The sequence below is a fragment of the Roseibium sp. ROS1 genome (genome assembly GCF_054658215.1).
In genome coordinates this window covers 961648-987432 of the sequence record NZ_BAAGIG010000003.1, presented here as the reverse complement: position 1 = coordinate 987432, position 25785 = coordinate 961648, and the positions used below count along the sequence as shown (strand labels likewise).

Sequence of the window (25785 nt, the reverse complement as noted above, 5' to 3'; positions counted from 1 at the left end):
GATCGGCCTTGAGGTGTTGAAACCTTGTGCACTCATGGCGCACGCAGGAAGCTCCGGGCATTGCCCGAAAAGGAGACAAAGATGGACAAGACGGTTTCCGACCTTGCCACCGCCGTGGCGGGGATCGAGGACGGCATGACGGTGATGATCGGCGGCTTCGGCGGTTCCGGATCTCCCATCGAGCTGATCCATGCGCTGATCGACCGCTATCGCGAAACGGGGCATCCGAAGAACCTCGTCATCATCAACAACAATGCCGGTAACGGCCATGTCGGCCTGGCTGCGCTCATCGAGGCGGGCATGGTCCGCAAATTGATCTGCTCTTTCCCGCGCTCTGCCGATCCTGTGGTCTTTACCGAGATGTACCTTGCAGGCGGCATCGAGCTGGAGCTGGTGCCCCAGGGCACGCTCGCGGAGCGGATCCGCGCGGGCGGTGCGGGTATTCCCGCCTTCTACACGCCGTCGTCCTACGGAACGGATCTGGCAAAGGATAAGCCCGTCGGCGAATTCGACGGCCGCATGTATGTGCAGGAACGCTGGCTGAAGGCCGATGTTGCGCTGGTGAAGGCCGAAACAGCAGATACCTTCGGCAACCTGACCTACCGCATGGCAGCCCGTAACTTCAATCCGCTTATGTGCATGGCCGCGGCGGAGGCCATCGTACAGGCAAGCCGGATCGTGGAAGCGGGCGGGATCGACCCCGAGGTCGTCGTCACGCCGGGTATCTTCGTTCAAAAGATCGTTGAGGTGGCAAATCCGCTGCAGGAAGAAGACCTCAACCGCGCCAATGCCGCCTATCCGCTGGAGGCCTGAGATGGAAAAGCTTTCAAACAACCAGATTGCCTGGCGCGCGGCACAGGATATTGCCGACGGCGCCTATGTGAACCTCGGCATCGGCTTCCCGGAAAAGGTCGCCCAGTTTCAGCCAGAGGGACGCGAGGCGATCTTTCACACCGAGAACGGACTTCTCGGCTTCGGCCAGGCCCCGGAGCCGGGTTCGGAGGACTGGGACCTGATCAACGCCGGCAAGAAAGCCGTCACGCTGAAGCCAGGTGCGGCCTTTTTCCACCATGCCGACAGCTTCGCGATGGTGCGCGGCGGTCATCTGGATGTGGCCATTCTGGGCGCTTATGAAATTGCCGAAAATGGCGACCTCGCCAACTGGTCGACCGGCCCCAAGGGTGTGCCTGCAGTCGGCGGGGCGATGGATCTCGTGCATGGTGCCAAGCGGGTTGCCGTCATTACCGACCACGTCACCAAGAACGGCCAGCCGAAACTGGTCAAGCGCTGTTCGCTGCCGCTCACCGGTGTCGGCTGCGTGACTCGTGTCTATACCAGCCTTGCGGTGATCGATATCGAGAACGGCCGCTTCGTGTTGCGTGAAAAACTGCCCGGCCTGTCGCTTGAAGATCTTCAGGCGGTGACCGGTGCTGAGCTTCTTGTTCCCGGCGCTGTCGCCGATCTTGTTGTTCCCGAGGTGTGAAATGGCTGAAGCCTTTATCTGCGACTATATCCGTACGCCCATCGGCCGCTTCGGCGGGGCGCTGTCCTCCGTCCGCGCCGATGACCTTGGCGCCATTCCGCTGAAAGCGCTGATGGAGCGTAATCAGGACATGGACTGGGCGGCGGTCGAGGAAGTCTTTTTCGGCTGCGCCAACCAGGCTGGTGAAGACAACCGCAACGTGGCGCGCATGAGCCTGCTGCTTGCCGGGCTACCGGAAACCGTGCCCGGCACCACGTTGAACCGCCTGTGCGGTTCGGGCATGGATGCGGTCATCAGTGCGGCTCGGGCCATCAAGGCGGGTGAAATGGAGCTGGCGATTGCCGGCGGCGTGGAATCCATGTCCCGCGCTCCCTTCGTCATGCCCAAGGCGGAAACAGCGTTTTCACGCCAGAACGAGATTTTCGACACCACCATCGGCTGGCGTTTCGTCAATCCGCTGATGAAGAAGCAATACGGCATCGATTCCATGCCCGAAACCGGCGAGAATGTTGCCGAAGACTATGCCGTCTCCCGCGAAGACCAGGACGTCTTTGCCCTGCGCTCGCAAGAAAAGGCGGCGGAAGCACAGGAAAACGGACGTCTGGCACGGGAAATCACGCCGGTGACCATCCCCCAGCGCAAGGGCGATCCGATTGTCGTCGACAGGGACGAACATCCGCGCGCAACCTCGCTGGAAGCTCTGGCCAAACTGCGGGCACCCTTCCGCGAAGGCGGCAGCGTCACCGCGGGCAACGCGTCCGGCGTCAATGACGGTGCGGCAGCCCTGATCGTTGCGTCCGAGGCAGCGGTCCGCAAGTACGGTCTGACGCCGATCGCCCGCATTTCCGGCGGTGCGACGGCAGGCGTCGAACCGCGCATCATGGGTATCGGCCCGGCACCGGCAACCAAAAAGCTGTGCGAACGGCTTGGCATCAAGCCGACTGATTTCGATGTTGTCGAACTCAACGAAGCCTTCGCAAGCCAGGGCATTGCCGTCCTGCGCCAGCTCGGAATCGCCGAGGATGCACCCCACGTCAATCCGAACGGCGGTGCCATCGCACTCGGGCACCCGCTCGGCATGTCGGGCGCACGTATTGCCGGCACGGCCGCTCTGGAGCTGCAGCAGCGCGGCGAAAAGCGCGCCCTTGCAACCATGTGCATCGGTGTCGGCCAGGGTATCGCGATCGCGCTTGAAAGCGTCTGATCGTCGGTCGGCAATTGTCAGGTGGAACGGCCGGGCATCACGCCTGGCCGTTTCGCTATCTGCTCCTCAAGGATTGAGGACGATCACCTTGGTCTGACCGCCATTGCAGGTGTAGCAGCAGTTGGAACAGCGATTGCGGTTCTTGTAGCCCACGCCCCAGTAGAGATTGTTGCGATTTCGCACCCAGGCGCCATAGCAGACCTTTTCGCCGCGCTGGCAGGATATGTTGATCGTCTTCGTCGAAAAGTCGTCGAGCACGTAGATCTTCTTGTTGCCCGGCCAGACGTGTCCGCGGCGGGTATCGGAATAGAGTTCCACATCGACAATGTTCGGATGTTTGCTTTCGAACCGCCAGTGCAGTGTTTCCGCTGATGCCGGCAACGCAGCGGCGGCAAAATAAACAAATGAGAACGCCAACAAGACGGCGCTCAAAAGCCCCTTACGCATAATACTTCCCCCAAAGTATCCCCATGAAAAGCTGCGTCGGACCATTGTGCTGAATGGATATCCGGCAGCTCGCGCAAATAATGGGGCCTTTTTGAAGAAGATGGCAAGCAGGCGTTGCCAATTGCAGTGTTCAGACAGTGGTTTGCAGCCAGTCGCGAAAGGCGGCCACGGGGCGGGTCAATGTGCGGGCGGGCGAGCGCACAAACCAGTATCCAGTCTCCAGTTCAACCAGTTTCCAGTCCGGCATGATCAGGTGTCCCGCCTCCAGTTCCTGGGAGACGAAGCGTCTGTCGATCACGATCGCGCCCATGCCTGCTATGGCAGCCTGGATGGCGAGATCCCGGCTCTGAAGCACGGTTCCCGATTTCGTGTCGGAATGGCTGAGCCCGGCCTCCTCCAGCCAGCGCACCCAGTCGCCACGCCGCGAGGCGCTGTGCAGAAGCCTGAGGCCGCTCAGAACGGATGTGTCGGTGGCATCCTTGCCACGCAGCAGACCGGGTGCCAGGGCCACCGCCAGGTGTTCCTTCCACAAGAGGTGGCTCTCGACACTCGGCCAGTTGCCGGTCCCCAGCCGTATGGCGCAATCGTAGTTTTCGCGATCGAGATCAACCATGCGAGTGGAGGCGGACAACAGCAGTTCCACATCCGGCTGGCTCGCCTGGAAATCCGGCAAGCGGGGGATCAGCCAGCGGGTGGCAAAGGTCGAGACGGTGCTGATCCTCAGCTCCGTCCGGCCGCGCCGACGGAAGCTGTCGACAGCCTCTTCTATGCGGTCGAAGGCATCGCCCATGCTCAGGGCCAGGCGCTGTCCTTCTTCTGTCAGGGTGAGCCCGCGACCATCCCGGTTGACCAGCGTCGCACCAAGCTCGTTTTCCAGCTTGCGCATCAGGTGGGACAGCGCCGAAGGTGAAACCCCGAGCTTTTCGGCCGCAAGCGACGCACGCCCGTGGCGGGCCAGCAGGGAAAAGGCATGTAGCGCACGCAGGGACGCCATGGTCGATCTCCGGAAAGTTGAATATTCTTCAATAATGAACCCCGGAGACCCTGTCGAGATCGGTCAGGCATATTCGGCGGAACTTTCCCTTTTCGGCCTGTTCACAAGCGTGACCAGTACAAAGGAAATGATCATCAGAAGCACCCATGCATTCAACTTTGCGATTGAAACCAGTGTCCATGCATCGGCCTGGTCCGGATACTGCCAGGCGCGGGCGAAAGTGCCGATATTCTCCGCAATCCAGATGAACAGGGCGACCAGAAAAAAGCCCAGCACCAGCGGCATCTTGTGCCTGTAGCGGAACACCGAATAATGGACCCAGGTTCGTCCAAAGAGCAAAAACAAGAAGACGAAAAGGCCAAGCCGCAGGTCGATGATGAAATGGTGGCTGAAGAAATTCACGTAGATCGCGAGCGCGAACAGCCATGTGGTCCACAACGGCGGATAACCGCTATAGGCGAAGTGGAAGATCCGGGAAACGCGGGCGAGATAGCTGCCGACGGAGGCATACATGAACCCGGTGAACAGGGGCACGTCACCGATGCGGAACAGGCTTTCCTCCGGATAGACCCATGACCCGGCGGAGGTCTTGAAAATCTCCATGACCGTGCCGACCACGTGAAAGATCAGGATGATCCTGGCTTCGTCCAGCGTTTCCAGACGCGTGGCCAGCATTGCTATCTGAAGACCGAGGGCCGCGAGAAACAGGAAGTCGTAGCGACTGAGTGCGGCGTCTTCCGGATAGACGAACCGCGTCAGAAGGATGATTACGAGCAACAGTCCGCCGAAGATGCAGGCATAGGCCTGCTTCAGGCCGAAGGCGAGAAACTCCGTCGCCGCCAGACCGAACAGGCCCTTGCCGAATACCGGACGCAGCCTGTGCAGGAGGTGATTGATGAGCCTTTCCGTTCCGGAGCCTGGACGGGAGGGGGCTTGTAGAGGTTGGACGATCCCGGTGGGTAACATGTAACGCCTCAGCTGAAGATACCGGCCGGTCCGCAAGCGGCCGGCAGGTCTTCTATGCATCTGGCGATGTGCAGGAACTGTGCAGTGCCTTCACAGTTTTCTGCAATATTGCGGGCTGACCTGCGGTCGGGCGCTAGCTGATGGCGCCAAGAACGGCCTTCAGGAACCCGGTCAGTTCATCGGTGACGAAATCCACATGCGGATAGGGTTCGCCTTCCATGTCCCAGGTTTCCTGGAACACGTCCCGCGTGCCGGTCGGCAGGATCAACGTCGTGCACATGCCAAGCGCATGCGGCACGCTCAGGTTCTTGGCCAGGTCTTCAAACATGGCAGCACGTGCCGGCGCGACGCCGGTATGTGCCAGGAAACGTTCGTAGGTGACCTTGTTGGGCTTGGGCACAAGATCCGCCGAGACGATGTCGAAGATATCCTCGAAATGATCCGCGATGCCGAGCGCAGCCGCCGTGCGTTCCGCATGTGGGCGGTCGCCGTTGGTGAAGATGAACTTCCGGCCCGGCAAGGCCTCGATCGCGGCTGCAAGGTCCGGATCGGGTTTCAGGGTCGAGTAGTCGATATCATGGACGAAACGCAGGTAGTCGTCCGGGTCGATGGCGTGGTTGGTCATCAGCCCGCGCAGGGTCGTGCCGAACTCGTGATAGAGTTCCTTCTGATGCGCCATTGCCTCATCGGGCGGCAGGTTCAGGATCTTCTGCACATAGCGCGAGATCTGCTCGTTGATCTGCGGGAACAGGTCGCTCTCGTGAGGGTAGAGCGTATTGTCCAGATCGAAGACCCAGGCTTCGACGCCTTTGAAAATCCTCAGGTCGCGGCGATGAGCCTGCGGGCCCTCGTGGGGCAGGGGGCGTTTTCCTGTCACGGGCGGATCAACGTCCCTGCGCCGCCGTCGGTGAACAGTTCCAGCAGCACCGCGTGCGGTACCTTGCCGTTCAGGATGACAACGCCTTCAACGCCGCGGTCCAAAGCTTCGATACAGGTTTCGACCTTGGGGATCATGCCGCCGGAAATGGTGCCGTCGGCAATCAGCTCATGCGCCTTGGCAACGGTGAGCTGCTTGATCAGGTTGCCGTCCTTGTCCAGAACGCCGGGCACGTCCGTCAGGAACAGCAGCCGTTTGGCGTTGAGCGAGCCTGCAATGGCGCCGGCAGCGGTGTCGGCGTTGATGTTGTAGGTCTCGCCGTCTTCGCCCGGGGCGACCGGGGCGACAACCGGAATGATGTCTTCCTTGAGCACCAGCTTCAAAACGGTCGGGTCGACCTTGTCCGGTTCGCCGACGAAGCCGAGATCGAGAACGCTTTCGATGTTGCTGTCCGGATCCACAACGGTCCGGGTCAGCTTGCGGGCGGTCACCAGGTTGCCGTCCTTGCCGCACAGTCCGACCGCGCGGCCGCCTTCGGCATTGATCAGCTGGACGATTTCCTTGTTGATCGAACCGGCAAGAACCATCTCGACCACTTCGACGGTGGCCCTGTCGGTGACGCGCAGACCGCCCTTGAACTCGCTGACGATGTTCAGCCGCTGCAGCATCTTGCCGATCTGCGGCCCGCCGCCATGAACCACCACCGGATTGACCCCGGACTGGCGCAGCAGCGTGATGTCGCGCGCAAAGGCCTGGCCGAGTTCCGGATCGCCCATGGCATGGCCACCGTATTTCACGACAACGGTCTTGTTGTCGTAGCGCTGCATGTAAGGCAGGGCATGGGCAATGATGTTGGCGCGTGTGGCGGTGTCAGGCGTGGTCATGGAACGGAAATACTCACCGTGGCTGGGAAAACGTCTCGCGAAAGTCCCCTGCTATAGCCGGTTTGAAGTGGCTTCACAATCGGCGCAGGAGTGACGGGTCACTGGGTGGCCAGAAGAAACAGCTCCGCCCGCAGTTCGTCGACACCGCGGTTCTTTTCCGAGGACGTGGCCAGAATCTCCGGATGGGCGGCGACCCGTTTGCGCAGGATTGCCTTCGTGTCCTCGATGAGGCGAACGAGTTGCGGCGGTTTGATCTTGTCGGCTTTGGTCAGCACGACCTGATAGACGACGGCTGCCTTGTCGAGCAGTTCCATCGCTTCGAGATCGTTCTTCTTGATGCCGTGGCGGCTGTCGATCAGAAGGATCACGCGGCGCAGGTTCGGCCGACCGCGCAGATAGGAAAACACCAGCTGGGTCCAGGCTTCCACCAGTTCCTTGGGCGCCTGCGCATAGCCGTATCCCGGCATGTCGACGATCGTCAGCGGCGTCTCGGGAGCAATGAAGAAGTTCAGCATCTGCGTCCGGCCCGGGGTTGCCGAAGTCCGGGCAAGGTCCTTGCGCCCGGTCAGCGCGTTGATCAGGCTGGACTTGCCGACGTTCGACCGCCCCGCAAAGGCGATCTCCGCTCCGGCCGCTTCCGGCAGGTTGGCCATGTCGGTAACGCTGGTGAGAAAATCCCACGGACGGCAGAACATCAGCCGGCCGGCTTCGAGGTCTTCATCGGAATATTTTTGTTCTTCGCTCATAAGCGCCTTCTACCCTGCCTGAAAGCAACCGTCACTAGTTTTGGCGTGCCGTTTCAAGCCTGCAACCCCGCAAGGCGCACCCTCTTGAAAGGGACGCCTTGCAGGTCTTTTGGTCCGCACGGCCGGACCGTTCGGATCAGGCGCTGTTTCGTTTGGCATCACACTCACCGCCCAACCCTGTCGCTGCGGCCTCCAGGGCCTCGATATCCGCGCCGCGGATCGCATCGAGGTTCCGGGAGATCGTCTCGGCCGGCCAATCCCACCAGGCAATTTCAAGCAGCCGTTCGATAGTGGCTTCATCAAACCGGAGTTTTACCACCCGGGCAGGATTGCCGACCACCACCGCATAGGGCGGGACGTCGGACGCGACCACCGCGTGCGCGCCGATGATTGCCCCGGAGCAGATGGTGACGCCAGGCATCACCGTTGCATTGGTTCCGAACCAGACATCATGACCGACAATGGTATCTCCCTTCAGGTGGTCGAAAATGGTCGCAGGATCGAAGCCCTGTTCCCAACCGTTTTGGAAGATGTTGAAAGGGTAGGTCGAAAAACCCGTCATGGCATGGTTGGCACCACTCATGATGAACGTTGTTCCCTGCGCCAGCGCACAGAACTTCCCGATCTTCAGCCGGTCGCCGACAAAGTCGAAGTGATAGCGCACATTGCGGCTTTCAAACTCGGCCGCGTGGTTTTCATCGTTGTAATAGGTGAAGTCGCCCACTTCGATGGTAGGGCGGGTGATCACGTTTTTCAGGTAAACCGTGTGCGGTTCGCCGTTGAAGGGATAGAGCGTGTCGGGGGACGGGCCGTGCATGGGGCCTCCTTAAAAGCAAGAAAACAAGGGAAACTGGAAAACGCGTGTTGGACGCGGTTGACCTGCCGGTGAGCGGCTTCGCCTTGCGGATCAGGTCTTGCTTTATCGGATCATTGGTCCAGGCACTCCAAACGGGATCGGTTGAAAGACGCGAGAGCCTCGCGTCAAGGTGCCGGATAAAAACACGAGGTTCCGGCGCCGGTCAAGGTGGAACCTTTTAGGGCTTGTCTATTTGTCCCTGCAGCCTTCCAGCCCGATTGCGTAACCGGTCTGCCGGATCTTGGCGATACCGGGCTGGAATGTTTCGAAACCGACGCGTTTGGCAAGCGATTGGGTAATTGTGGTGAGACCGCCTCCGGCACTGGATAGATCAACACCGGAATGGTCCACAAAGCCGGGATCCTCGACCTGCAGCAATTTCGCAAGTTGCCTTGGCCCAAGATCGACACCGCCTCGGCCGCCGGCAATCAGCCTGTCGGCGCGCGCGGACAGGCGAAAGGCATCGGCTCGGGCATCGAGATAACCGGCAAATCCGTAAACAAAGGCGGCGGCAGTCAGAAGCAGGACGAGGGCGGAAAGGATTTTGAGCACGCGCAAGGGACACCTCCGGAAATATATCTCGAACCGTGTCGGGCAAAGCGGGTACTGTCATGATGGAAACGAGGCCTAAAGACGGCACTTGCCTGCGTTTTTCACATCGAGGGCTGCGGGGGTGTGTGGTAGGCGACGACTCGAAAAAACCTGCGTGAGTGGGGTTCTTCGGGTCGGTCAAGAACCCCGTCGAAAGTGGACCGGACAGGTGGTGCCGGTTTCTGGAGTCGTGTTCAGGTGGGAATGCGAACCCGGGCGTCGACACGCCTTTCACCATAAGCCCTGTCCTGCGGCATTTGGACTGCCCTCGGGTCGTTGAACAGGAATTCGGAGATTCTCGACATCAACCTGATACGTGTGTGTCTGTTGCCTTCGTGAAATCCGATATCATTAAGCCCTCTCACATAGGCTTGGAATGTCGGGTCCGGGGCGTTGTCCTGCGGTGGCTTGAAATAGAGCTCACCTTGTCCGAACGCAGGCTGATAGCCGAAAAACGCCAGGCCAAGCAGTTCGCGCGCCAGCACACGCGGGTTCTGGAATGATGCTTTCCTGTTGGTTTGTCTGTCCGTGTACTGTCCGAAGGTCCAGAACATGCCGGCGTTCCGGTTCATGAACTCCTTCCAGTGGTTCTTTTGATAGTCCACGGTTCCCTTCACAAGGTGCTCTGCATTTCTCCGGTTGGTCACATGCGGCAGAATCTTCTGCAGTTTCGGGACCTCTTCGTCCAGCAAATCCTCGCCGCATTGGCGAAAAAGGCCGGCCTCAGCGGTTTCCAGCGTCAGACTGAAGGTCTTGTGGGCAGTGATCGCACCGATGATGAGTGCATCGTTGAGAAGAGGCGTCCACTTCTTTTCACTCAGGATGGCGCCTCCTGTGACGGGCACGGGAGGGATGATATTGTTGTCCGCGTCCGTGTGCGTGCCTTTGCCATCGTTGCGGGCTCTTTGTTCCGTCCGGACATGCTTCCTGGTTACGTCTTCCTGGATGCCGCTGGCAGCCGTCACACCGAAGTTTGCGATCAGGTTTTTGCACATCCGGATACCGGTGCCGCCAAGCAAGGTATATGGCATTCGGTTATTTGCGGCAGCCCTGTACAGATTGTAAGCAGCCTGGCAAAACTGGTCCATTTTGTCCCGGTCCTGCCAGTTGGACCAGTTTTGAACCCACGCGTTGTCGTCCCAGTAACGCTGCCAGTGAGGTTCAACCGCTGCTTTGAAGGCGTCGTAGTCTGCGTACATGTTCACGTTCTCCACGATGTGGCCATGCTTGCGGCCGCACAAAAGGGATCAGGCGCACGCTTTGCTGTGTGCCGGTTTCTGTTTCAGGTGTTGGCTGGCTTGCTTGTGTCACCGGGTATTGAGCAGGCGCTTTCGGCTGCGAGCACCCGGCCGCACAAGCTGTTGCGTCTCTGGCAGACAATTTGATGGAAGAAGGGCCAAATGGCCAGTGACGCCCGTCACTGCGCTCGCATGGGCCTTGAAGTGGTCAACGCTGGGTCTTGTCGAGAAATGGCGAACTCTTGCCGGTCATTTCCATACCGAACATTCACTCGACAGGCGGAGCGGGACAAAGTCGGCAATGTCCTGCTGACGGAAGCCAGGGGGCGTCATAAGAACATCAAAAGGTTCGATGACCGGCCTCTCAATGAATAAGCCCCGCCGGTTGGCGGGGCTTATCGTTTTCAGGCAACTGCCAGAGGACTAACTCTTGTCGTCGGGAGCTGGCTTCTTGCGTTTGAAGAGCGCCCCCAGATTGTCCCAGAGCTCCACCTTGGCTCCCTGACGGCGCATGATCACATACTGCTGCGTCACGGACAGGGTGTTGTTCCATGCCCAGTAGATCACCAGACCGGCCGGGAAAGAGGCCAGCATGAAGGTGAAGATCACGGGCATCCAGGTGAAGATCATCTGCTGGGTCGGATCGGGCGGAGCCGGGTTCATCTTCATCTGGATGAACATGGTGATCCCCATGATCAGCGGCCAGACGCCCAGCATCAGCATCTGCGGCGGATCCCAGGGGATCAGGCCGAACAGGTTGAAGATGGTGGTCGGGTCCGGTGCCGAAAGATCCTGGATCCAGCCGAAGAACGGTGCGTGGCGCATTTCGATGGTGACGTACAGCACCTTGTAGAGTGCGAAGAACACCGGGATCTGCACCAGGATCGGCAGACAGCCGGCCAGCGGGTTGATCTTCTCTTTCTTGTAGAGCTCCATCAACGCCTGTTGCTGCTTCTGCCGGTCGTCGGAATATTTCTCCCGAATTTCCGTCATTTGCGGCTGCACGAGCTTCATCTTGCTCATGGAGACGTAGGACTTGTTGGCCAGCGGGAAGAAGATCAGCTTGACGATAACGGTGACAACCAGGATGGCGACACCGAAGTTGCCGAACAGGTGGAAGAACCAGTCGATCGCGAAGAACATCGGTTTGGTGAGGAAGTAGAACCAGCCCCAGTCGATGAGAAGTTCGAACCGTTCGATGCCGAGCGCTTCCTCGTAACCGTCGAGAACCTTGGTTTCCTTGGCGCCGGCAAACAGATACGAGCTGCTTTCGCCGGTCGAACCGCCTGCAATGGTCACACCGTTGCCGAGATAGTCGGCCTGGAAGACGTCGGTGGTGGCGGAGTGGCTGAAGCCCGGCTGGAATTCCTGACCCGGGGTCGGGATGAGCGTCGCGGCCCAGTACTTGTCGGTGATGCCGAGCCAGCCCTGGTCGACCTTGGCCGGCCGGATGGAGCTTTCTTCCATCAGATCGTCGTAATCGACTTCCTTGAGGCCTTCCGCGCCGAAGACGCCGAGCAGACCTTCATGGAGAATGTAGATACCCTTGGTTTCCGGCATGCCCTTTCGAGCGATCAGGCCGTAGGGATAGAGCGTTACCGCGTCGGCGCCAGTGTTTTCGACCGCCTGATTGACGGTGAACATGTAGTTGTCGTCGACAGAGAAGGTGCGCTTGAAAGTGAGGCCCGCACCATTGTCCCAGGACAGTGTCACGGGGGTCGACGGGGTCAGTGTCGTCTCGCCGTCGATGGACCAGATGGTATCCGGGCCGGGCAGGGCGATGTTCGAACCCGGATCGCCGACCCAGCCGTAATCAGCGTAGTAGGGCTTGGGGCTGCCGGACGGTGAGAACAGCACGATGGTCGGGCTGCTCTTGTCGACGGTCTCGTGATAGTCCTTCAGCCGGATATCGTCGAGGCGGCCGCCTGTCAGATTGAGCGACCCTTCAAGGCTGGGCGTATCGATGGTCACGCGCTGGGAAGCGGCAAGCGCAGTATCCCGGTTGGCGAAGGCGGCCTGTTGCCCGGCCGCCGGTGCCGCGGTGTTGGCGCCCTGCGAACCGGTCGGTTGCGGTGCATCCGGGTTTGTTGTGCCGGTCGCGGCCTTTTGAGCGGCCTCCTGCTGGGCCTGAAGTTCGGCCTGCTGGCGTTCCAACTGAGGCGCGGCAACGAAATATTGCCAGCCGAGCAGAACAATCAGGGACAGAACGATCGCGAGAATCGTGTTGCGGTTTTCAGAAATCAACTGGATTTACCCCTGTTTCCTGCGCTGTTTCGATTGGGCTGCGAGCCCTGCCGGCGCGGTTTTCCCCGTCCGCGCGGCGTTTGCGGATCCAGCACCTGGCTCAGGCCAGACTTAAGGTCTGCAACGATTTTTTCAAAGGGAAGAGTGAGTGCGCTGTCGCGAGCGACAAGCACGAAATCCGCCTTTTGCGGGATATCTTCGGGCGCAAGTTCGGCCACGGCGGCTCGAAGCCTCCGCTTTATGCGGCTGCGCATAACCGAATTGCCGGTTTTCTTGGTAACCGTGTAGCCAACCCGCGACGCGTCGTCGCTGTCGCGGTTCAAGCCCTGAACGACAAAAGCGCGCCGGCCCAGCCGGCCGCCTTTGGCGACCGCCAGGAATTCGGAGCGCTTTTTCAAAGTGTCCATAGCGGCGGATTGGTGTTGGCAGTCGCCGCCAACCCGGCGCACTGCGGGCTGGTCGCCGATTAGGCGCTGAGGCTCTTGCGACCCTTCGCGCGGCGACGAGCAAGCACCTGACGGCCATTCTTGGTGGCCATACGTGCGCGGAAGCCGTGGCGACGCTTGCGGACAAGACGGCTCGGTTGATACGTACGCTTCATTGTTCTTCCCCGCGCGGCTAAGAGCGCGGCCCTTGTTCATTTTTTAAATTCTTTGGAGGAAGCACCCGAAGCGCCATGAAGAGCGCGGCTTTTCCAGCCTTGGGTCCGAATGCATGTCCCGGTCGAGCGCGCTTATAAGGGCCATGCCGCCTCAAGTCAACTTTGCACGCCTAAGATTCTGCGTTTTCCTTTCGATCACGCACAGGTGAACCTGAAACGGGCAAGCGTCACTTATCAGTGAAGCACAGTTCTTTTTACGAGGTTTAAGGTACATCTGCCTATCAGAACAAAAAAGCAGGGCGCCCCTGCGACAAGAAGCGAGCTGATGGAAGAGTGGATGCTGGGTGACGAGGCCAACAGGATGACGCCGCCGAAGGACACGGGGCAGACCGGCGGAAAGACGCAGGAACGCACGGCAGCCGAAAGGCTCAGAAAGTGGCTGCCACTGGCGGTTCTCGCAGGACTGATGGTGCTCGGATTCGCGCTTGGCCTGCACAAGCAGCTGACCTTGTCGAACCTCATCATGCAGCGGCAGGACCTTGCCGGTTATGTCGAGCAGAACCTGGTGCTCGCCATTCTCGCCTATGTGGCCATCTATACCGTGGCGGTCGCTCTGTCGTTTCCCGGGGCATCCTTGCTGACCATCGCGGGCGGTTTTCTGTTTGGCTGGGTAATTGGCGGTGTCGCAACGGTTCTGGGCGCGACGATCGGCGCCTGCGCCGTCTTTCTTGTTGCAAGATCCTCCTTCGGTGAGGTGCTCACCAATCGGGCCGGCCCCTTCCTTGCCCGTCTGGCCGAAGGGTTTCGCAAGGATGCGTTTCACTACCTCCTGTTCCTGCGGCTGACACCGGTATTCCCTTTCTGGCTGGTCAACATCGCCCCGGCAATCTTCAAGATGCCGTTGCCCTCCTACACGCTTGCAACGTTTGTCGGCATCATTCCGGGCACCTTTGCCTTCACCTTCATCGGTTCCGGCCTCGACAGTGTCATCGCGGCACAGGAAGCTGCCAACCCCGGCTGCGCGGCGTCCGGAACCTGTCAGATCGACGTTGCTGCCTTGGTAACACCACAGCTGCTGGCGGCGTTTTTTGCACTCGGAATCGCCAGCCTCATTCCGGTGATCTTGAAAAAAGTCCGCAATCGTTAAACTTTCCGCCAGTTTCCTGCCGAATCGGAGCCCGTCATGGCCAATTTGCTGACCCCGGACATTTGCGTGATTGGCGCAGGCTCTGCCGGCCTGTCCGTTGCCGCGGCCGCGGCGGCCTTTGGCGTCGAGGTGGTGCTGATCGAAAAGGGGCTCATGGGCGGCGATTGCCTCAACTACGGCTGTGTGCCCTCCAAGGCGCTTCTGGCTGCCGCCAAGGCCGCGCATACGCAGGAAGCGGCGAGCCGGTTCGGAGTGCATGGCGACAAGCCGAAAGTCGATTTTGCCGAAGCAAACGATCATGTCCGCAAGGTCATCGCCGCCATCGAGCCGCATGATTCCCAGAAACGCTTCGAAGGCCTCGGCGTCACCGTCCTGCGCGAGACGGCAAGGTTCACCGGATCCGATGAGGTGTTGGCCGGTGCAGTCCGTATCAAGGCCCGGCGTTTTGTCATCGCAACGGGTTCCTCCGCTTTCGTTCCGCCTATTCCGGGGCTCGAGGACGTTCCCTTTCTCACCAACGAAACCCTGTTCCAGTTGCGCGATCGACCGGAGCATCTGGCAATTATCGGCGGCGGACCAATCGGTCTTGAAATGGCGCAGGCCCACCGGCGTCTCGGTTCGAAAGTCACCGTGTTCGAAGCCCAGAAGGCTCTTGGCAAGGACGATCCGGAACTGGCGGCGTTGGTGCTGGATACCCTGCGTGCCGAAGGCATCGACATTCTGGAAGAAACGGCGGTCGAAAAGGTCGGGCGTTCCGGTGCGGGGCTTGTGATCAGTGCGAAGGGGGCGGATGGAAAGTCGGTGACGGTGGAGGCCTCTCATCTGCTGGTGGCGACCGGCCGTGCGCCCAACGTCGACGGTCTCGGCCTGGAAGAAGCCGGCATCGATCATGATCGGAAAGGCATTGCGGTCGACAAGGGTTTGCGAACAAGCAACCGGCGCGTCTATGCCATTGGCGACGTTGCCGGCGGTCTGCAGTTTACGCATGTCGCCGGCTATCAGGCAGGTCTTGCGATTCGCTCCATCCTGTTCCGGCTGCCGGTCTCCATGACCAGCGACATTGTGCCCTGGGTTACCTACACATCGCCGGAACTTGGTCATGTCGGCCTGAGCGAAGCCGAGGCCCGCTCGCGCTATGGCCACAAGGTCAAGGTGCTGACGGCGGACTATGCCGGCAATGACAGGGCGCAGGCAGAAGGCCTCTCGAAGGGCCGCCTGAAGCTGATTGCCGGGCCGCGCGGCAGGCTGCTTGGCGCGGATATCGCAGGTGCCCAGGCCGGGGAGGTCATCAATCTTCTGTCGCTCGCCTTGTCGAAGAAGATGACCATGAAGGACCTTGCCGGGTTCATCGCGCCCTATCCGACACTGGGTGAACTCGTGCGCCGTGCGGCAATTTCTTACTATGCGGAAGCGCCCAAAAATGCTTGGCTGCGCAAAGCGATCGGTTTCCTGCGTCTGTTCGGGTGACCGCTGGTGCCGTCTGTTTTAGAGAAGCTGTGGTACCATCGCTGATGCGGGGCCGGGGCCTTGGGATTTGGAAAGACGTGACATGAAACATGAGGGCGCGCCGCAAGGATCGGCTGTCCCGCAAGAACCCGCCGCCACGCCCGCTTCTCCCGGCGATGGCTTCGGGCATTATCGATTTGGCGGCCTGTCGGGCAAACTGCTGTTGATGACGGTGCTTTTCGTGATGCTCGCGGAAATCCTCATCTATGTGCCCTCGATCGCCAATTTTCGAAACACCTGGCTCACGGACCGGCTGACCACGGCAGGTGTCGCGGCCTCTGTGCTTGCGGAAACCAACACCATCGCCCCGCGTCTTCAGGAAGAACTGCTGCGCACAACCGGTGCTCTCGCGATTTCCCTCGACGAAGGCTCGCGGCGCAGCCTGATCGCCATGAGCAATGTGCCGGGCGAGATGGACTTCGTTGTCGACATGGCCGAAGTCACCCCCTGGTCGGCCATCCTGCACAGTTTCGAGATCCTCACCTATCGCGGCGACGGCGCCATGCGTATCATCGGTGCCGGTCAGATGGGCCATACCGAGCATGTCGATGTCGTCCTGCCCGTGCGCCTTCTGCAACAGGACATGCTGGCCTTCTCCGGCCGCATTCTTGCACTGTCGCTGGTGATTTCGATCATCACCGCCAGCCTTGTCTACATCACCCTCAGGGCATTGTTCATCCGGCCGCTGCGCCGCCTGACGCGCTCCATGGAACGGTTTGCCGAAAGCCCGGAAGATACCTCGCGAATCATGTCGATTTCCGGCCGCCGCGACGAGCTCGGCGACGCCGAAATCCGTCTGGCGGGCATGGAGGAGGCTCTTTCAAGGGCGCTTCATCAAAAGCAGAGGCTTGCTGACCTCGGTCTGGCCGTTTCCAAGATCAATCACGACCTCCGCAACCTGCTGGCCTCTGCGCAGCTGTTTCTGGAGCGCCTGGAGCATGTGCCGGACCCGACGGTCAAGCGCCTTGCCCCCAAGATCCTGGCAACGCTCGACAGGGCGGTCGGCTACACGCAGGCGGTGATGTCCTACGGCAAGGCCCAGGAACGGGCACCACAACGCCGTCTGTTGGCGCTGAAGCGTGTCGGTGACGACGTGGCGGACGTGCTGGGTCTCGTGGATCATGCCACGGTGCGTTTCGACAACAAGGTTCCGGTGGAAATCGAGATCGACGCCGATCCGGAACAGATCTTCCGTGTGATGCTCAATCTCGTCCGCAATGCCTTTCAGGCGCTGGAGGCGGAAAAGGACGAAACGCTGGTCCGCCGGATCACCATCGAGGCCGAGCGTGAGGGCACATGTGTCCGAGTTCGGGTTTCCGACACGGGGCCGGGCATTCCGGACAATATCCGCAAGGCACTGTTCAGGGCTTTTCACAGCGGTTCGAAAAACGGCGGTGTCGGTCTCGGGCTGGCGATTGTCGCCGAACTGCTCAAGGCGCATGGCGGATCGGTGCGGCTGGAAGACAACCGGACCGGCACATGTTTCTGTTTCGAGGTTCCCGACCGCAAGCCATGAGCGGGAAGGGCGATCTTATTCACCGCTAAGTCTCGAGGAGTTCTGCGGCTTTCCGAACTGTGTGACAGTTCTTTGAAAAAAAGTTCAAAAAGGTTCTTGCAATCCCCATCGGACCGCAGTAGGTAAGCGCCCTGTCCGGGGCACACGACACGCCCCGCAGCGCCAAGACCGGTCATCGGCAGGTTCAACCGAGATGACAAGATCTTCGCAAATACGCACCGGTAGCTCAGCTGGATAGAGCACCAGACTACGAATCTGGGGGTCGGGGGTTCGAATCCTCCCCGGTGCGCCACTTTTCCTGCACCATCAATATTTGATCTGCTTGCACCTGTGTGCATTGCGCTGAAGCGTTGTCGGCCTTTCTGGACAGCTTCCAGGAAGCAACTTCAGCATTTGCCGTCTCTGCAATAGCTACATTCGTGCTTTGGGTTCCTGCTTTCCATGCGATGGATCGGACAGGTTCTCGGGGGCTAATGTCGTTTGAAGGCCAGGTTGTCAGCGGGTGATTTGCCGAATCCCAACATGCCTGATCCGGGAAATCGGATCTTGGTTCCGATGACATGCGCCGCATGTTCTTGGGCGGGTGATTACGGTCGCTCGGCTTGGATGGTCCCTATTACTAGGAGCCGTTTGGGGTCATTTCATAAGAATTGGAAGAAATAAAAATCTCAAAATATTTTGATGTTTGATTATTATTGTAAAATGTGTATGCTGAAAATTAGGAAAATAAGCGCGGCACAAAATATAAATCAATCTTACCGCCTGTTTTGTCATAAAAACTCAAAGTACATAAGTGTATTTTTTCCTTGTCAGGGTGCTGCTTAGGCCTGCGCCCTCCCTGGACAAGTGTGCCCGCGAAATCGGTCATGACACGTTTGGCGGCGCAGATGTTTACCGCTTGCCGTCACGCATTTGGCCTCGTCGGATCAAGGACAATTTACGGAAGCGGCCACCGTATGCCGGTTGAACGGGCCGATACACGTATCTGTCGATAGCGTGGCGTCACTTGGCGGATCTCGGCCGGCGAATACTTCAAATCAAAGGATACCCAATCATGATGACCAGGAAAACGGTCACAAATACCAGCCACGGCAGAGCCTCGGGTGGCTCTTCAGACCACAGTTTCAGGATAGGGCAGGCCGTGCGCCTGAAAAACGTGTTCGGTGGCAAGGGCATGTCCGGCCTGACGTATCGTGTGACAGGCAGGTTGCCTGCTCGCGATGGCATGCCGCAGTATCGCATACAGTCCGATGGGGAAGCGTACGAGCGCATGACCACGCAGGATCAACTTGAAGCGGTTGGTGAAGCTGCTTCTGGTTCCAATTCGACGCTGCTTGAAAAAACATTCGGTTCAAGCCACCGTTAGGCTGCTGGAGAACCTGTTCCGCCCATCGGCGAGAAGAGGTGTTCCTCATCTGTCAGTGCCTGATGAGCCAGGAACAGGAAACGTGGTGGAGCTTGTCGAATTTGCGTCTGATGGCGATCTGTCAGACGGGCTGCCCAGATCCCGTCTCAGGGCGTTTCTTTCGACTTGTTGGCGCGAAACCTACCAGGAACAATTGGGTAGCGACACTGCCACTGCGATGGTCGAATCCCTTGCCGGAGAAGATCTGGGCGGCATTCTGCCTGCGACGGATGAACGGGTGGTCCTCGCGTTTCATGACGACCGGATCGTCGGAAGCTGCGTCTACGCAGCTCGCGGGGCAATTGTCTATGTCTGGGGCTGTTACATCAGCCAGGCGTTCCAGAGATCGGGGACCGGACGCAGATTGATCCGGCATGTTCAGCGTGAAGGTTCGAGCGCAAGGCGGCTTCAGGTCACGGTGCTATGCGCCAGCACAGGCGCGATCGCCTTTTACGGATCTTTGGGATTTGCAGTTGTGGAACACGTAGAATACGAGCTCTTTCCCGGTTGCAGGGAGCCGGCGCAGGTCATGGAACTGGCGACCGCCTGACGGTGGGCCATGGTTCCGGGGCTTTGGCCGGAGAAGCGGAAGCGAACGCCGAACGGCAATCGGGGCGATCCATTTTGAATGCCCGTTTCGCTCGCCTTGCCGAAAGTGCCCTTAAGAAGCCCCTGGAAAAAGAGGAATGAAACCTGGCGTCAGGTCTTGGGCACAATGGGTTTGCGGGGTTTTGCCGGGGCTGACTTGCCCTTGGCGGTATTCGTGGCGGCGGCTGCCTGCTTGTCCTGGCTCGCCAGTCTTGCAGCTTTCAGCCGGGCCGTCTTGGCGTCGCGGGCAGATGTCTCGGCCTCATTGATTTCACGCGCGACCCGACGCGTTGTTTCCGCCTTGCTTTCCGCAGTTTCCCGTCGTGTGCGAAGCGGGCTTTCATTATCCTTGGACGAAGTCATCTGCACGTCTCCAACCGTTCACTGGTGGTAGTTGCAAAAAAGGCCGGGAGTTACCCCGGCCTTTTCCATTCATCCTGCTGCCCGGTGCCAGTACATCCGTGGTCACCGAGCAGAGTTGGATGCAGAATTAGACTTCCTGAAGGTTGTCAGCAGCGGACTTGCCGGAGCGGCGGTCCTGGACAACTTCAAAGCTGACCTTCTGGCCTTCGACCAGGCTGCGCATGCCTGCGCGCTCTACAGCGGAGATGTGCACGAACACGTCGGCAGCGCCATCTTCCGGCTGAATGAAGCCAAAGCCTTTGGTGGTGTTGAAGAATTTTACGGTACCTACTGGCATAACGATTTCCTTTCAATCGGTCATGGTAGTTTGCGCGCCTCACGGTATGCGGGGCGGCGCGGTTAGGTCGACGTTGATGGGAAGATCGTTCAGAACACGGAAAACCGCGCAGTCACAAAGTTCGACAAACAATATCGATGCCCGTTACCTAAGTTGAAACCGTGTCCAAAACAAGGCGCATTTCCTGTTTCTTTGAAAAGAATTTTTGCGGCGATGAAACTTAGCAATAATAATTCGTTTTGATCCGATTTCAGGATCGTTTTGGCGGGTGATGGGTCATATCGGCTGGATGCAGGCCCAGGGGTAATAACGGAATTCCGGTTAATGGACGTAGAACCTGGCAATTAGCGAAGGCGCAGGCGGTAGTTCTGACAGGTTTGTTTTACCAGCCTTCTTTTAGGTGCTACAAAGACGCGAAGTGTTTTTCCAAAGTGAGTTCAGAGACATACATGTCCCAGGCGCTGGAAATTTCGCTCCTTGGGGAACTGCGCGTCAGGGCCATGGGGCAGGAAATTGTTCTGCCGGCCTCCAAGAAGGCACGGGCGCTTCTGGCGTTTCTGGTTGCGACGGGGCGGCCGCATCGGCGTGAGCGATTGTGTGAGCTGTTCTGGGACCTTCCGGACGATCCGAAAGCGGCGCTGCGCTGGGCACTCAGCAAGCTGCGGCGGGCGGTGGATACGCCGGACCGGTTGCGCATCATCGCCGACCGCGAACGCGTCCAGTTCGATGCTGAAGGCATCGGTATCGACATTCTCGATATTCACGCAAGGCTTCGGAACCAGGCAGGGATGCTTGGTGTCATCGAGCTTGAGGACATGGCCACGCGGCTCGGGAACATGTTGCTGGACGGCCTGGACGGTGCCGGGGACGAGGCTTTCGATGCCTGGCTGACGGCTGAACGCGAAGACGTCCATCTGGCGCAGGTGGAAGTTTACAGGCGTCTGGCGACCCACAGGGATATTGGCCCGGCTGCCAGTCGGAAGTGGCAGCGACTGTGGCTGGAAGCCGACCCGGAAGGCGCAGAGGCGCACCAGCGGATGCGAAGTGATACGTCGCCGGCAGGCCTTCAGCGGATCACATCACCCCCAGGTCTTTTGTCTGACCACGTCGTGCTTGCCGAGACGAGTTCGGCCGACCCCGCAGACAGGGTTCGCAAGGCCCGTGCCCATGCGCTCAGAGCGCAGAATATCGGATTTTGCGACGTGGCAGACGGCACCAGGATCGCCTATGCGAGCATCGGGTCCGGCCCACCTATTCTGAAGGCGGCCAATTGGCTGAACCACCTGGAGTTCGACTGGTCGAGCCCGATCTGGGGCAGAAGCTTTGCAGAGCTTTCCCGCGGCCGCACGTTGATCCGCTACGACGAGAGAGGCTGCGGTCTGTCAGATTGGGACGTGGACGATCTCGGGTTCGACGCCTTTGTCGAGGATCTTGAGGTCGTTGCCGATACCCTGGGGCTGGAGCGGTTTCCGCTGGTGGGTATTTCTCAGGGCTGTGCCGTGTCGGTTGAATACGCCGTGCGTCATCCCGAGCGCGTTTCCGGACTGATCCTGATCAGCGGGTATGCTGCCGGCTGGCGATATCTCGCCTCACCGGAGGAACAGGCCCGGCGCGAAGCGGTGATCACGCTGACGGAACTTGGCTGGGGAACTGATAATCCGGCCTACCGGCATATTTTCACACAAACCTTCATGCCGGATGCCAGCGCGGAAACCCTGGACTGGTTCGATGATTTTCAGCGTCAGACAACCTCGCCGAAAAACGCGGCGCGGTTTCAGGAAGCCTTCGGCCGTATCGATGTCCGGCATCGCCTCGGGCAGGTAAAGGCGCCGACAATCGTTTTGCACTCCAGATACGATCAGCGCATTCCGCTGGAACTCGGCCAGGCTGTTGCGGCAGGCATCCCGGGGGCGCAATTCGTGGCGCTGGAAAGCCGAAATCACATTCTGGTCGATCAGGAACCTGCCTGGCAGGTGTGCCTTGGTGCCATCCATCGATTTCTTGAAGAGAACGGCATCTGATTTTGGCTCTTGCCGGAGGCGCATTCCGGCGGGGCAGAGCCGGGATATGATCTCCGTGCTCTGCCCGCTTTGCCGGCAAATGTCTCCTGTCAGGCGAATGGTCAGCGGCTAATGAACGGAGAAGAGCACTGCAGGCGCGAGCCTTGCCCGGACTGGAACGTGTTGTCGGAAACACGATAGGAGTTGTAGCGGCCAAAGCACCAGTCGATATGCCGTGTCACAACCGCATCGCGAGCGCCAAAAGCCCATTGGTGCTGATAGCCCTTGTGGCTGCTTTTTCCATAGCCCCCGGCAAAGGCGGCAGGGGCGAAGGTCGTGGTTGCCAGGGCTGCGGCGGCAACGGCGGTGAAGATGGTTTTCCTGAACATCTGGATCTTCCTTTGGCTTGGTGAAGGCGAAATGGTGTTCGCCTGTCCCTCTTACCTAGGAGAGATCATTCGCCGGGGCCTGTGACGCGCGACACTGCCCCGACATCGGCTGTCTGATGACAGCCAGCACGTCCCGAGTTCTGGCCAAAACGGCTCTCGTGTTCCTCACACGAAGTCCGCGACGTCCTCCAGGCCTTCCCGGTTCCGGATGATCAGCCAGCCTTCCTTGAGGTCGATCAGGTCTGCTTTCTGGAACTTGCGCAGGCACCGGTTCACTGTCTCTCGCGTATTGCCGATCATCTCTGCGATTTCCGACTGGGAGAGCGACAGTTTGGTCAGCGGCTTTTCTTCAGTGCCGGGAGCGGTCACGGTGATGCGGAGCAGCAGGCGGGCGAGACGTTCCGGCAGACCGAGAAAACCGATTTCCATCATCCGTTCGTCCGACCGGCGAACGCGCTGGCAAAGAAGCTCGATCAGCCGGATCGAAAGAGCCGGATCGCGATTGAGCACTTCAAGCAGAGACCTCCGTTCGACCACGACCAGCTTGCAGTTGGTCAAGGCGCGCACGTTTGCTGACCTCTCGCCGCCATCGAGCAGGGCAATTTCGCCGAAGATGTCGCCGGGATGCAGTTCGGACAAGGTAACATCGCGGGCGCTGGGCGTCGGCATGCTGACGCGCACCGAGCCTTCCGCTATTGCCATCATGCTTTGCCCCGGCGTTCCCATGTCGAAAATGATATCGCCTGCGGTGTAGCGTTTGACATGCGCGAAAGCGGCCAGATCCTTGCGACTCTCGTCATCCAGCGCTTCGAAAATAAAGCTCTGTCCCAGGAGCTTTTCCTTATTCAAACTCTCTTCGGTAGCCATATTCTCTCTTTCTCGTGTGATGCGAGCACCAGTACAACGGTGGTTACAACGGTTGTTGTGTCATACCATGGTGGTATCTCACGGCGATGCCTTACCTAAAATTGACAAGCCTATCGGGATTGCAATGTCAACAAGACGATTGAAATTGGCCGGAACCCTGATCGGGTTGATGCTCGCAGCGTCCTCCACGGCCATGGCGCAAAATGTGAACGGCTGCGAACGCACACAGGTCCAGGATCCGCCCAGGACTGTGTTTCAGTGCGCGAACGGTCTCGTGATCGAAGCAGAAGCAGCCAGTGCTTTCAACATCGACACCGCCGCAGGCGCCACGCGCCCGGAAGACGTCGATCTCGAAACCGATGCGATGCTGATCGAGGTCGAGCCGGGCAGTGGCCCGTTCCAGGTGCGAACACCTCACGCCATTGCCGCCGTTCGCGGCACGATCTACGCAGTGGATGTCGGGCCGGAGCGCACGTCAGTCTTCGTTTTGCGCGGTCACGTGTCGGTGTCCCGGCCGGATGGCAGCGACACGGTGCTGCTCGCAGCCGGTGAAGGAGCGGACGTCGCCCCGGGCCTTCCCTTCGCACCGGCCACATGGTCAGCGGAAAGGGCCGCAGGGCTTATGTCCCGTTTCGGTCAATGAAACTGAAGCTCTACGTCTGTCTCGTGGTCCTGGCGATGATCGTCGGGGCCGTTTGGGCAGGCTCCCTGGCGTTGGGCCATGTTGCCGGGCGGGCAAGCGTGCTTGACCGGCTGGAAACGGTGCTTCTCGATCTTCGTATCCATATCAAGGGACCGCGCGAAGCGCCGCAGGATGTGGTGATCGTGGCCATTGACGATCAGACGGTGGCCGCAGCCGGTCACTATCCGGTCGACAGGGTGTTTCTGACCGAGCTGGTTGACCGGATCCGGGACGCAGGCGCCAAGGCCCTGGCCATCGATATTCTGCTGATGGGGAAATCGAACGAGGCAGCAGACACCGGCCTTGCGACGGCGCTTGCTTCTCTGCCTACGGTGATTGCGGCCGGTGGCCAGTTCCCGCTTGAAAGGGCTGCGGCGGTACTGGTGCCGGCTCCCGAAACCGAGTTGCGACCGTTTGAAGCCTTTGCGGAAGCAGCCAGCGTCGGCCTCGTCAATGTCTCGACCGATGCCGGCGGCACACCGCGCCATATCCCTCTTATTTTCAAGACCGACCAGGGACTGGCTCCCTCGTTTGGCATGCTGGCTGTTGCCGGGTTCCTGGGGGCACCCCCATCGGTGACCGCGGAAGGTATCCGGATTTCCGGCCGAGTGCAGTCGCTGGATCTGCAGTGGCAGCAACCGCTGAACTATTATGGCAAGGGCGGCTCCATCAGAACCGTCAGCGCGCAATCGCTTCTTCAGGATACCGCAGCCGCCAAGGCAGCTCTTGGTGGTCGTCTGGTGCTTCTTGGTGTCACCGCTTCGGCTGTTGGTGACCGGTTTTCATCTCCGTTCGACCCTATCCTGCCTGGGGTGGAAGTCCTGTCGACGGGGATTGCCAACCTGCTGGACGGATCGGTTCTGCTACGCGACAGCCGGGTCCGCAGTTTCGATGCACTCGCTGCCGTTTCCATTACGCTACTGGGCATGGCCGTTGTCGTGTTTCTGCCGCTGGCCAGCGCAACCATCGTTTATCTGCTGCTATTGCTGGGCTGGCTGACCGTCGTCGTCATCTGTTTCAACCAGGGCATCTGGCTCAACGCGGCATTGCCGATTGCGGCAAGCGTGCCGCCTGTTGTTGCGCTTGCTGTGCTGAGGGAAGGTTTCGAGTGGTTCAGGGTGCGCCGGCTGGTGGCTGCCCGGGAGGCTCTCAGTCGGTTTCAGGCGCCGGATCTTGCCCGGCGCATTGCCGATGATCCCGGCTTTCTGCTGGTCCCGCGGGAGCAGCCGGTTGCGATCCTGTTCATTGATCTGGCCGGATACACCGCCCTTTCGGAAAAACTGGGTCCTGCGCGAACCCGGGATGTTCTGAAGGCTTTTCATACGCTGGTCGTCAATGAGGCCGCGCGCAACAAGGGGCTGGTACTGGATTTCATGGGAGACGGGGCGATGATCGGATTCGGCATTCCGGACGCCGGACCAAAGGATGCCGCTGACGCCTGTCGCTGTGCCTTTGATCTCGTCGTTGCCGTGCGTGGGTGGATCCTTGCCTCCGGGCTCGACGCCGAAATTCGAGACGTACGCCTTGGCGGCCATTTCGGTCCGGTGGTGCTGTCGCGTCTGGGGCATGAGAACCAGCAGCAGATCGCGGCAACCGGCGACTGCGTGAATGTGGCCAGCAGGTTGATGGAAGTCGGCAAGTCACGTGGCGCTTCGATCGTCCTTTCCACCGCCCTGACGAAAGCCGCCGAGGTTGGTGGTGAGATGTTGGGAATGCCGCCACGCAGGGAAGCCGTCGCAATCAGGGGGCGCGTGCAGGAGCTCGAAGTTGCGCTCTGGACAGCGGACGAAGCCATGCCGGAGCAGCGCGCGCTTTCTGCGACAAACTGAATGTGTGCTAGGCGATCCCGGGTTG

At 59.7% G+C, this 25785-nt stretch carries 27 protein-coding genes and 1 tRNA gene; 12 read left to right on the top strand and 16 right to left on the bottom strand.

The features are described 5' to 3' along the window. Positions 1–81 precede the first annotated feature (81 nt). From ACYQ6M_RS20665 to pcaF, 3 genes are read left to right on the top strand one after another with little or no spacing between them, the layout of a single operon-like run. Positions 82–813, top strand: coding sequence for a 3-oxoacid CoA-transferase subunit A (locus ACYQ6M_RS20665; RefSeq protein ID WP_075284319.1), 732 nt, complete (start codon positions 82–84; stop codon positions 811–813). 1 nt (position 814) lies between these two features. After that, a complete protein-coding gene (locus tag ACYQ6M_RS20660) occupies positions 815–1483 on the top strand; it encodes a 3-oxoacid CoA-transferase subunit B (protein WP_023002267.1) in 669 nt (222 codons plus the stop codon). 1 nt (position 1484) lies between these two features. After that, positions 1485–2687 carry a 3-oxoadipyl-CoA thiolase gene (pcaF, locus tag ACYQ6M_RS20655; RefSeq protein WP_460075297.1) on the top strand — a complete coding sequence of 401 codons (1203 nt, stop codon included), beginning with the start codon at positions 1485–1487 and terminating at the stop codon, positions 2685–2687. Between the two features lie 66 nt (positions 2688–2753). Here the strand turns inward: pcaF and ACYQ6M_RS20650 are convergent, their stop codons facing one another. The 12 genes from ACYQ6M_RS20650 to rpmH all read right to left on the bottom strand — a co-directional run bounded on the left by ACYQ6M_RS20650 (position 2754) and on the right by rpmH (position 13131). Beyond that, positions 2754–3134 (bottom strand): hypothetical protein, encoded by a 381-nt coding sequence (locus ACYQ6M_RS20650; RefSeq protein WP_208997781.1) that lies wholly within the window; start codon positions 3132–3134, stop codon positions 2754–2756. 130 nt (positions 3135–3264) lie between these two features. Continuing rightward, positions 3265–4128 carry a LysR substrate-binding domain-containing protein gene (locus tag ACYQ6M_RS20645; protein ID WP_023002264.1) on the bottom strand — a complete coding sequence of 288 codons (864 nt, stop codon included), beginning with the start codon at positions 4126–4128 and terminating at the stop codon, positions 3265–3267. Between the two features lie 63 nt (positions 4129–4191). After that, positions 4192–5094 (bottom strand): DUF817 domain-containing protein, encoded by a 903-nt coding sequence (locus ACYQ6M_RS20640; RefSeq protein ID WP_460075295.1) that lies wholly within the window; start codon positions 5092–5094, stop codon positions 4192–4194. 133 nt (positions 5095–5227) lie between these two features. After that, positions 5228–5971, bottom strand: a complete 744-nt coding sequence (locus ACYQ6M_RS20635; protein WP_023002262.1) for a pyrimidine 5'-nucleotidase — start codon at positions 5969–5971, stop codon at positions 5228–5230. Then, a complete protein-coding gene (gene argB / locus ACYQ6M_RS20630; RefSeq protein ID WP_023002261.1) occupies positions 5968–6855 on the bottom strand; it encodes an acetylglutamate kinase in 888 nt (295 codons plus the stop codon). Before argB ends, ACYQ6M_RS20635 begins: the two co-directional genes overlap by 4 nt. A 98-nt stretch (positions 6856–6953) precedes the next feature. Continuing rightward, positions 6954–7601 (bottom strand): ribosome biogenesis GTP-binding protein YihA/YsxC, encoded by a 648-nt coding sequence (gene yihA / locus ACYQ6M_RS20625; RefSeq protein ID WP_023002260.1) that lies wholly within the window; start codon positions 7599–7601, stop codon positions 6954–6956. A 136-nt stretch (positions 7602–7737) separates the two neighbouring features. Continuing rightward, positions 7738–8418, bottom strand: coding sequence for a CatB-related O-acetyltransferase (locus tag ACYQ6M_RS20620; RefSeq protein WP_460075292.1), 681 nt, complete (start codon positions 8416–8418; stop codon positions 7738–7740). Between the two features lie 228 nt (positions 8419–8646). Next, the gene (locus ACYQ6M_RS20615) at positions 8647–9015 is read right to left on the bottom strand and encodes a hypothetical protein (RefSeq protein WP_460075290.1); all 369 of its coding nucleotides are present in this window, start codon (positions 9013–9015) and stop codon (positions 8647–8649) included. Between the two features lie 227 nt (positions 9016–9242). Beyond that, positions 9243–10247 carry a hypothetical protein gene (locus ACYQ6M_RS20610; protein ID WP_145903654.1) on the bottom strand — a complete coding sequence of 335 codons (1005 nt, stop codon included), beginning with the start codon at positions 10245–10247 and terminating at the stop codon, positions 9243–9245. Between the two features lie 462 nt (positions 10248–10709). Then, entirely contained in the window at positions 10710–12530 is a 1821-nt protein-coding gene (gene yidC, locus ACYQ6M_RS20605; RefSeq protein WP_460075288.1) for a membrane protein insertase YidC, read from the bottom strand. Next, entirely contained in the window at positions 12527–12937 is a 411-nt protein-coding gene (gene rnpA, locus ACYQ6M_RS20600) for a ribonuclease P protein component (RefSeq protein WP_023002254.1), read from the bottom strand. Before rnpA ends, yidC begins: the two co-directional genes overlap by 4 nt. Positions 12938–12996: 59 nt before the next feature. Further along, entirely contained in the window at positions 12997–13131 is a 135-nt protein-coding gene (gene rpmH, locus ACYQ6M_RS20595) for a 50S ribosomal protein L34 (RefSeq protein ID WP_006934271.1), read from the bottom strand. A 325-nt stretch (positions 13132–13456) separates the two neighbouring features. On the opposite strand from rpmH, the gene ACYQ6M_RS20590 reads away from it, so the two are divergent. From ACYQ6M_RS20590 to ACYQ6M_RS20565, 6 genes are all read left to right on the top strand, one after another. Beyond that, positions 13457–14278, top strand: a complete 822-nt coding sequence (locus tag ACYQ6M_RS20590; protein ID WP_023002253.1) for a TVP38/TMEM64 family protein — start codon at positions 13457–13459, stop codon at positions 14276–14278. A 36-nt stretch (positions 14279–14314) separates the two neighbouring features. Beyond that, entirely contained in the window at positions 14315–15745 is a 1431-nt protein-coding gene (locus tag ACYQ6M_RS20585) for a dihydrolipoyl dehydrogenase family protein (protein ID WP_460075285.1), read from the top strand. 82 nt (positions 15746–15827) lie between these two features. Beyond that, positions 15828–17300 (top strand): sensor histidine kinase, encoded by a 1473-nt coding sequence (locus tag ACYQ6M_RS20580; RefSeq protein ID WP_460075283.1) that lies wholly within the window; start codon positions 15828–15830, stop codon positions 17298–17300. A gap of 215 nt (positions 17301–17515) precedes the next feature. Then, a tRNA-Arg gene (locus ACYQ6M_RS20575) sits at positions 17516–17592 on the top strand. 762 nt (positions 17593–18354) lie between these two features. After that, positions 18355–18666 (top strand): hypothetical protein, encoded by a 312-nt coding sequence (locus ACYQ6M_RS20570; protein ID WP_297840030.1) that lies wholly within the window; start codon positions 18355–18357, stop codon positions 18664–18666. A gap of 82 nt (positions 18667–18748) precedes the next feature. Next, positions 18749–19255, top strand: coding sequence for a GNAT family N-acetyltransferase (locus ACYQ6M_RS20565; RefSeq protein WP_460075281.1), 507 nt, complete (start codon positions 18749–18751; stop codon positions 19253–19255). Between the two features lie 149 nt (positions 19256–19404). Here ACYQ6M_RS20565 and ACYQ6M_RS20560 read toward each other — a convergent pair whose 3' ends face one another. Beyond that, the gene (locus ACYQ6M_RS20560) at positions 19405–19656 is read right to left on the bottom strand and encodes a hypothetical protein (protein WP_370197632.1); all 252 of its coding nucleotides are present in this window, start codon (positions 19654–19656) and stop codon (positions 19405–19407) included. Between the two features lie 127 nt (positions 19657–19783). Next, the gene (locus tag ACYQ6M_RS20555; RefSeq protein ID WP_023002246.1) at positions 19784–19993 is read right to left on the bottom strand and encodes a cold-shock protein; all 210 of its coding nucleotides are present in this window, start codon (positions 19991–19993) and stop codon (positions 19784–19786) included. 449 nt (positions 19994–20442) lie between these two features. On the opposite strand from ACYQ6M_RS20555, the gene ACYQ6M_RS20550 reads away from it, so the two are divergent. Continuing rightward, complete coding sequence (locus tag ACYQ6M_RS20550; RefSeq protein ID WP_206904146.1) at positions 20443–22014, top strand: bifunctional AfsR/SARP family transcriptional regulator/alpha/beta hydrolase; 1572 nt, start codon at positions 20443–20445, stop codon at positions 22012–22014. A gap of 101 nt (positions 22015–22115) precedes the next feature. Here ACYQ6M_RS20550 and ACYQ6M_RS20545 read toward each other — a convergent pair whose 3' ends face one another. Further along, a complete protein-coding gene (locus ACYQ6M_RS20545) occupies positions 22116–22382 on the bottom strand; it encodes a BA14K family protein (protein WP_075284313.1) in 267 nt (88 codons plus the stop codon). A 165-nt stretch (positions 22383–22547) separates the two neighbouring features. Further along, a complete protein-coding gene (locus ACYQ6M_RS20540) occupies positions 22548–23249 on the bottom strand; it encodes a Crp/Fnr family transcriptional regulator (protein ID WP_023002243.1) in 702 nt (233 codons plus the stop codon). A gap of 124 nt (positions 23250–23373) precedes the next feature. Between ACYQ6M_RS20540 and ACYQ6M_RS20535 the strand changes: the two genes are divergently transcribed. Together ACYQ6M_RS20535 and ACYQ6M_RS20530 are read left to right on the top strand one after the other, a co-directional pair. Continuing rightward, positions 23374–23892 carry a FecR family protein gene (locus ACYQ6M_RS20535; RefSeq protein ID WP_075284314.1) on the top strand — a complete coding sequence of 173 codons (519 nt, stop codon included), beginning with the start codon at positions 23374–23376 and terminating at the stop codon, positions 23890–23892. After that, a complete protein-coding gene (locus ACYQ6M_RS20530; RefSeq protein ID WP_460075277.1) occupies positions 23889–25760 on the top strand; it encodes a CHASE2 domain-containing protein in 1872 nt (623 codons plus the stop codon). Before ACYQ6M_RS20535 ends, ACYQ6M_RS20530 begins: the two co-directional genes overlap by 4 nt. The last annotated feature ends 25 nt before the right edge of the window (positions 25761–25785 follow it).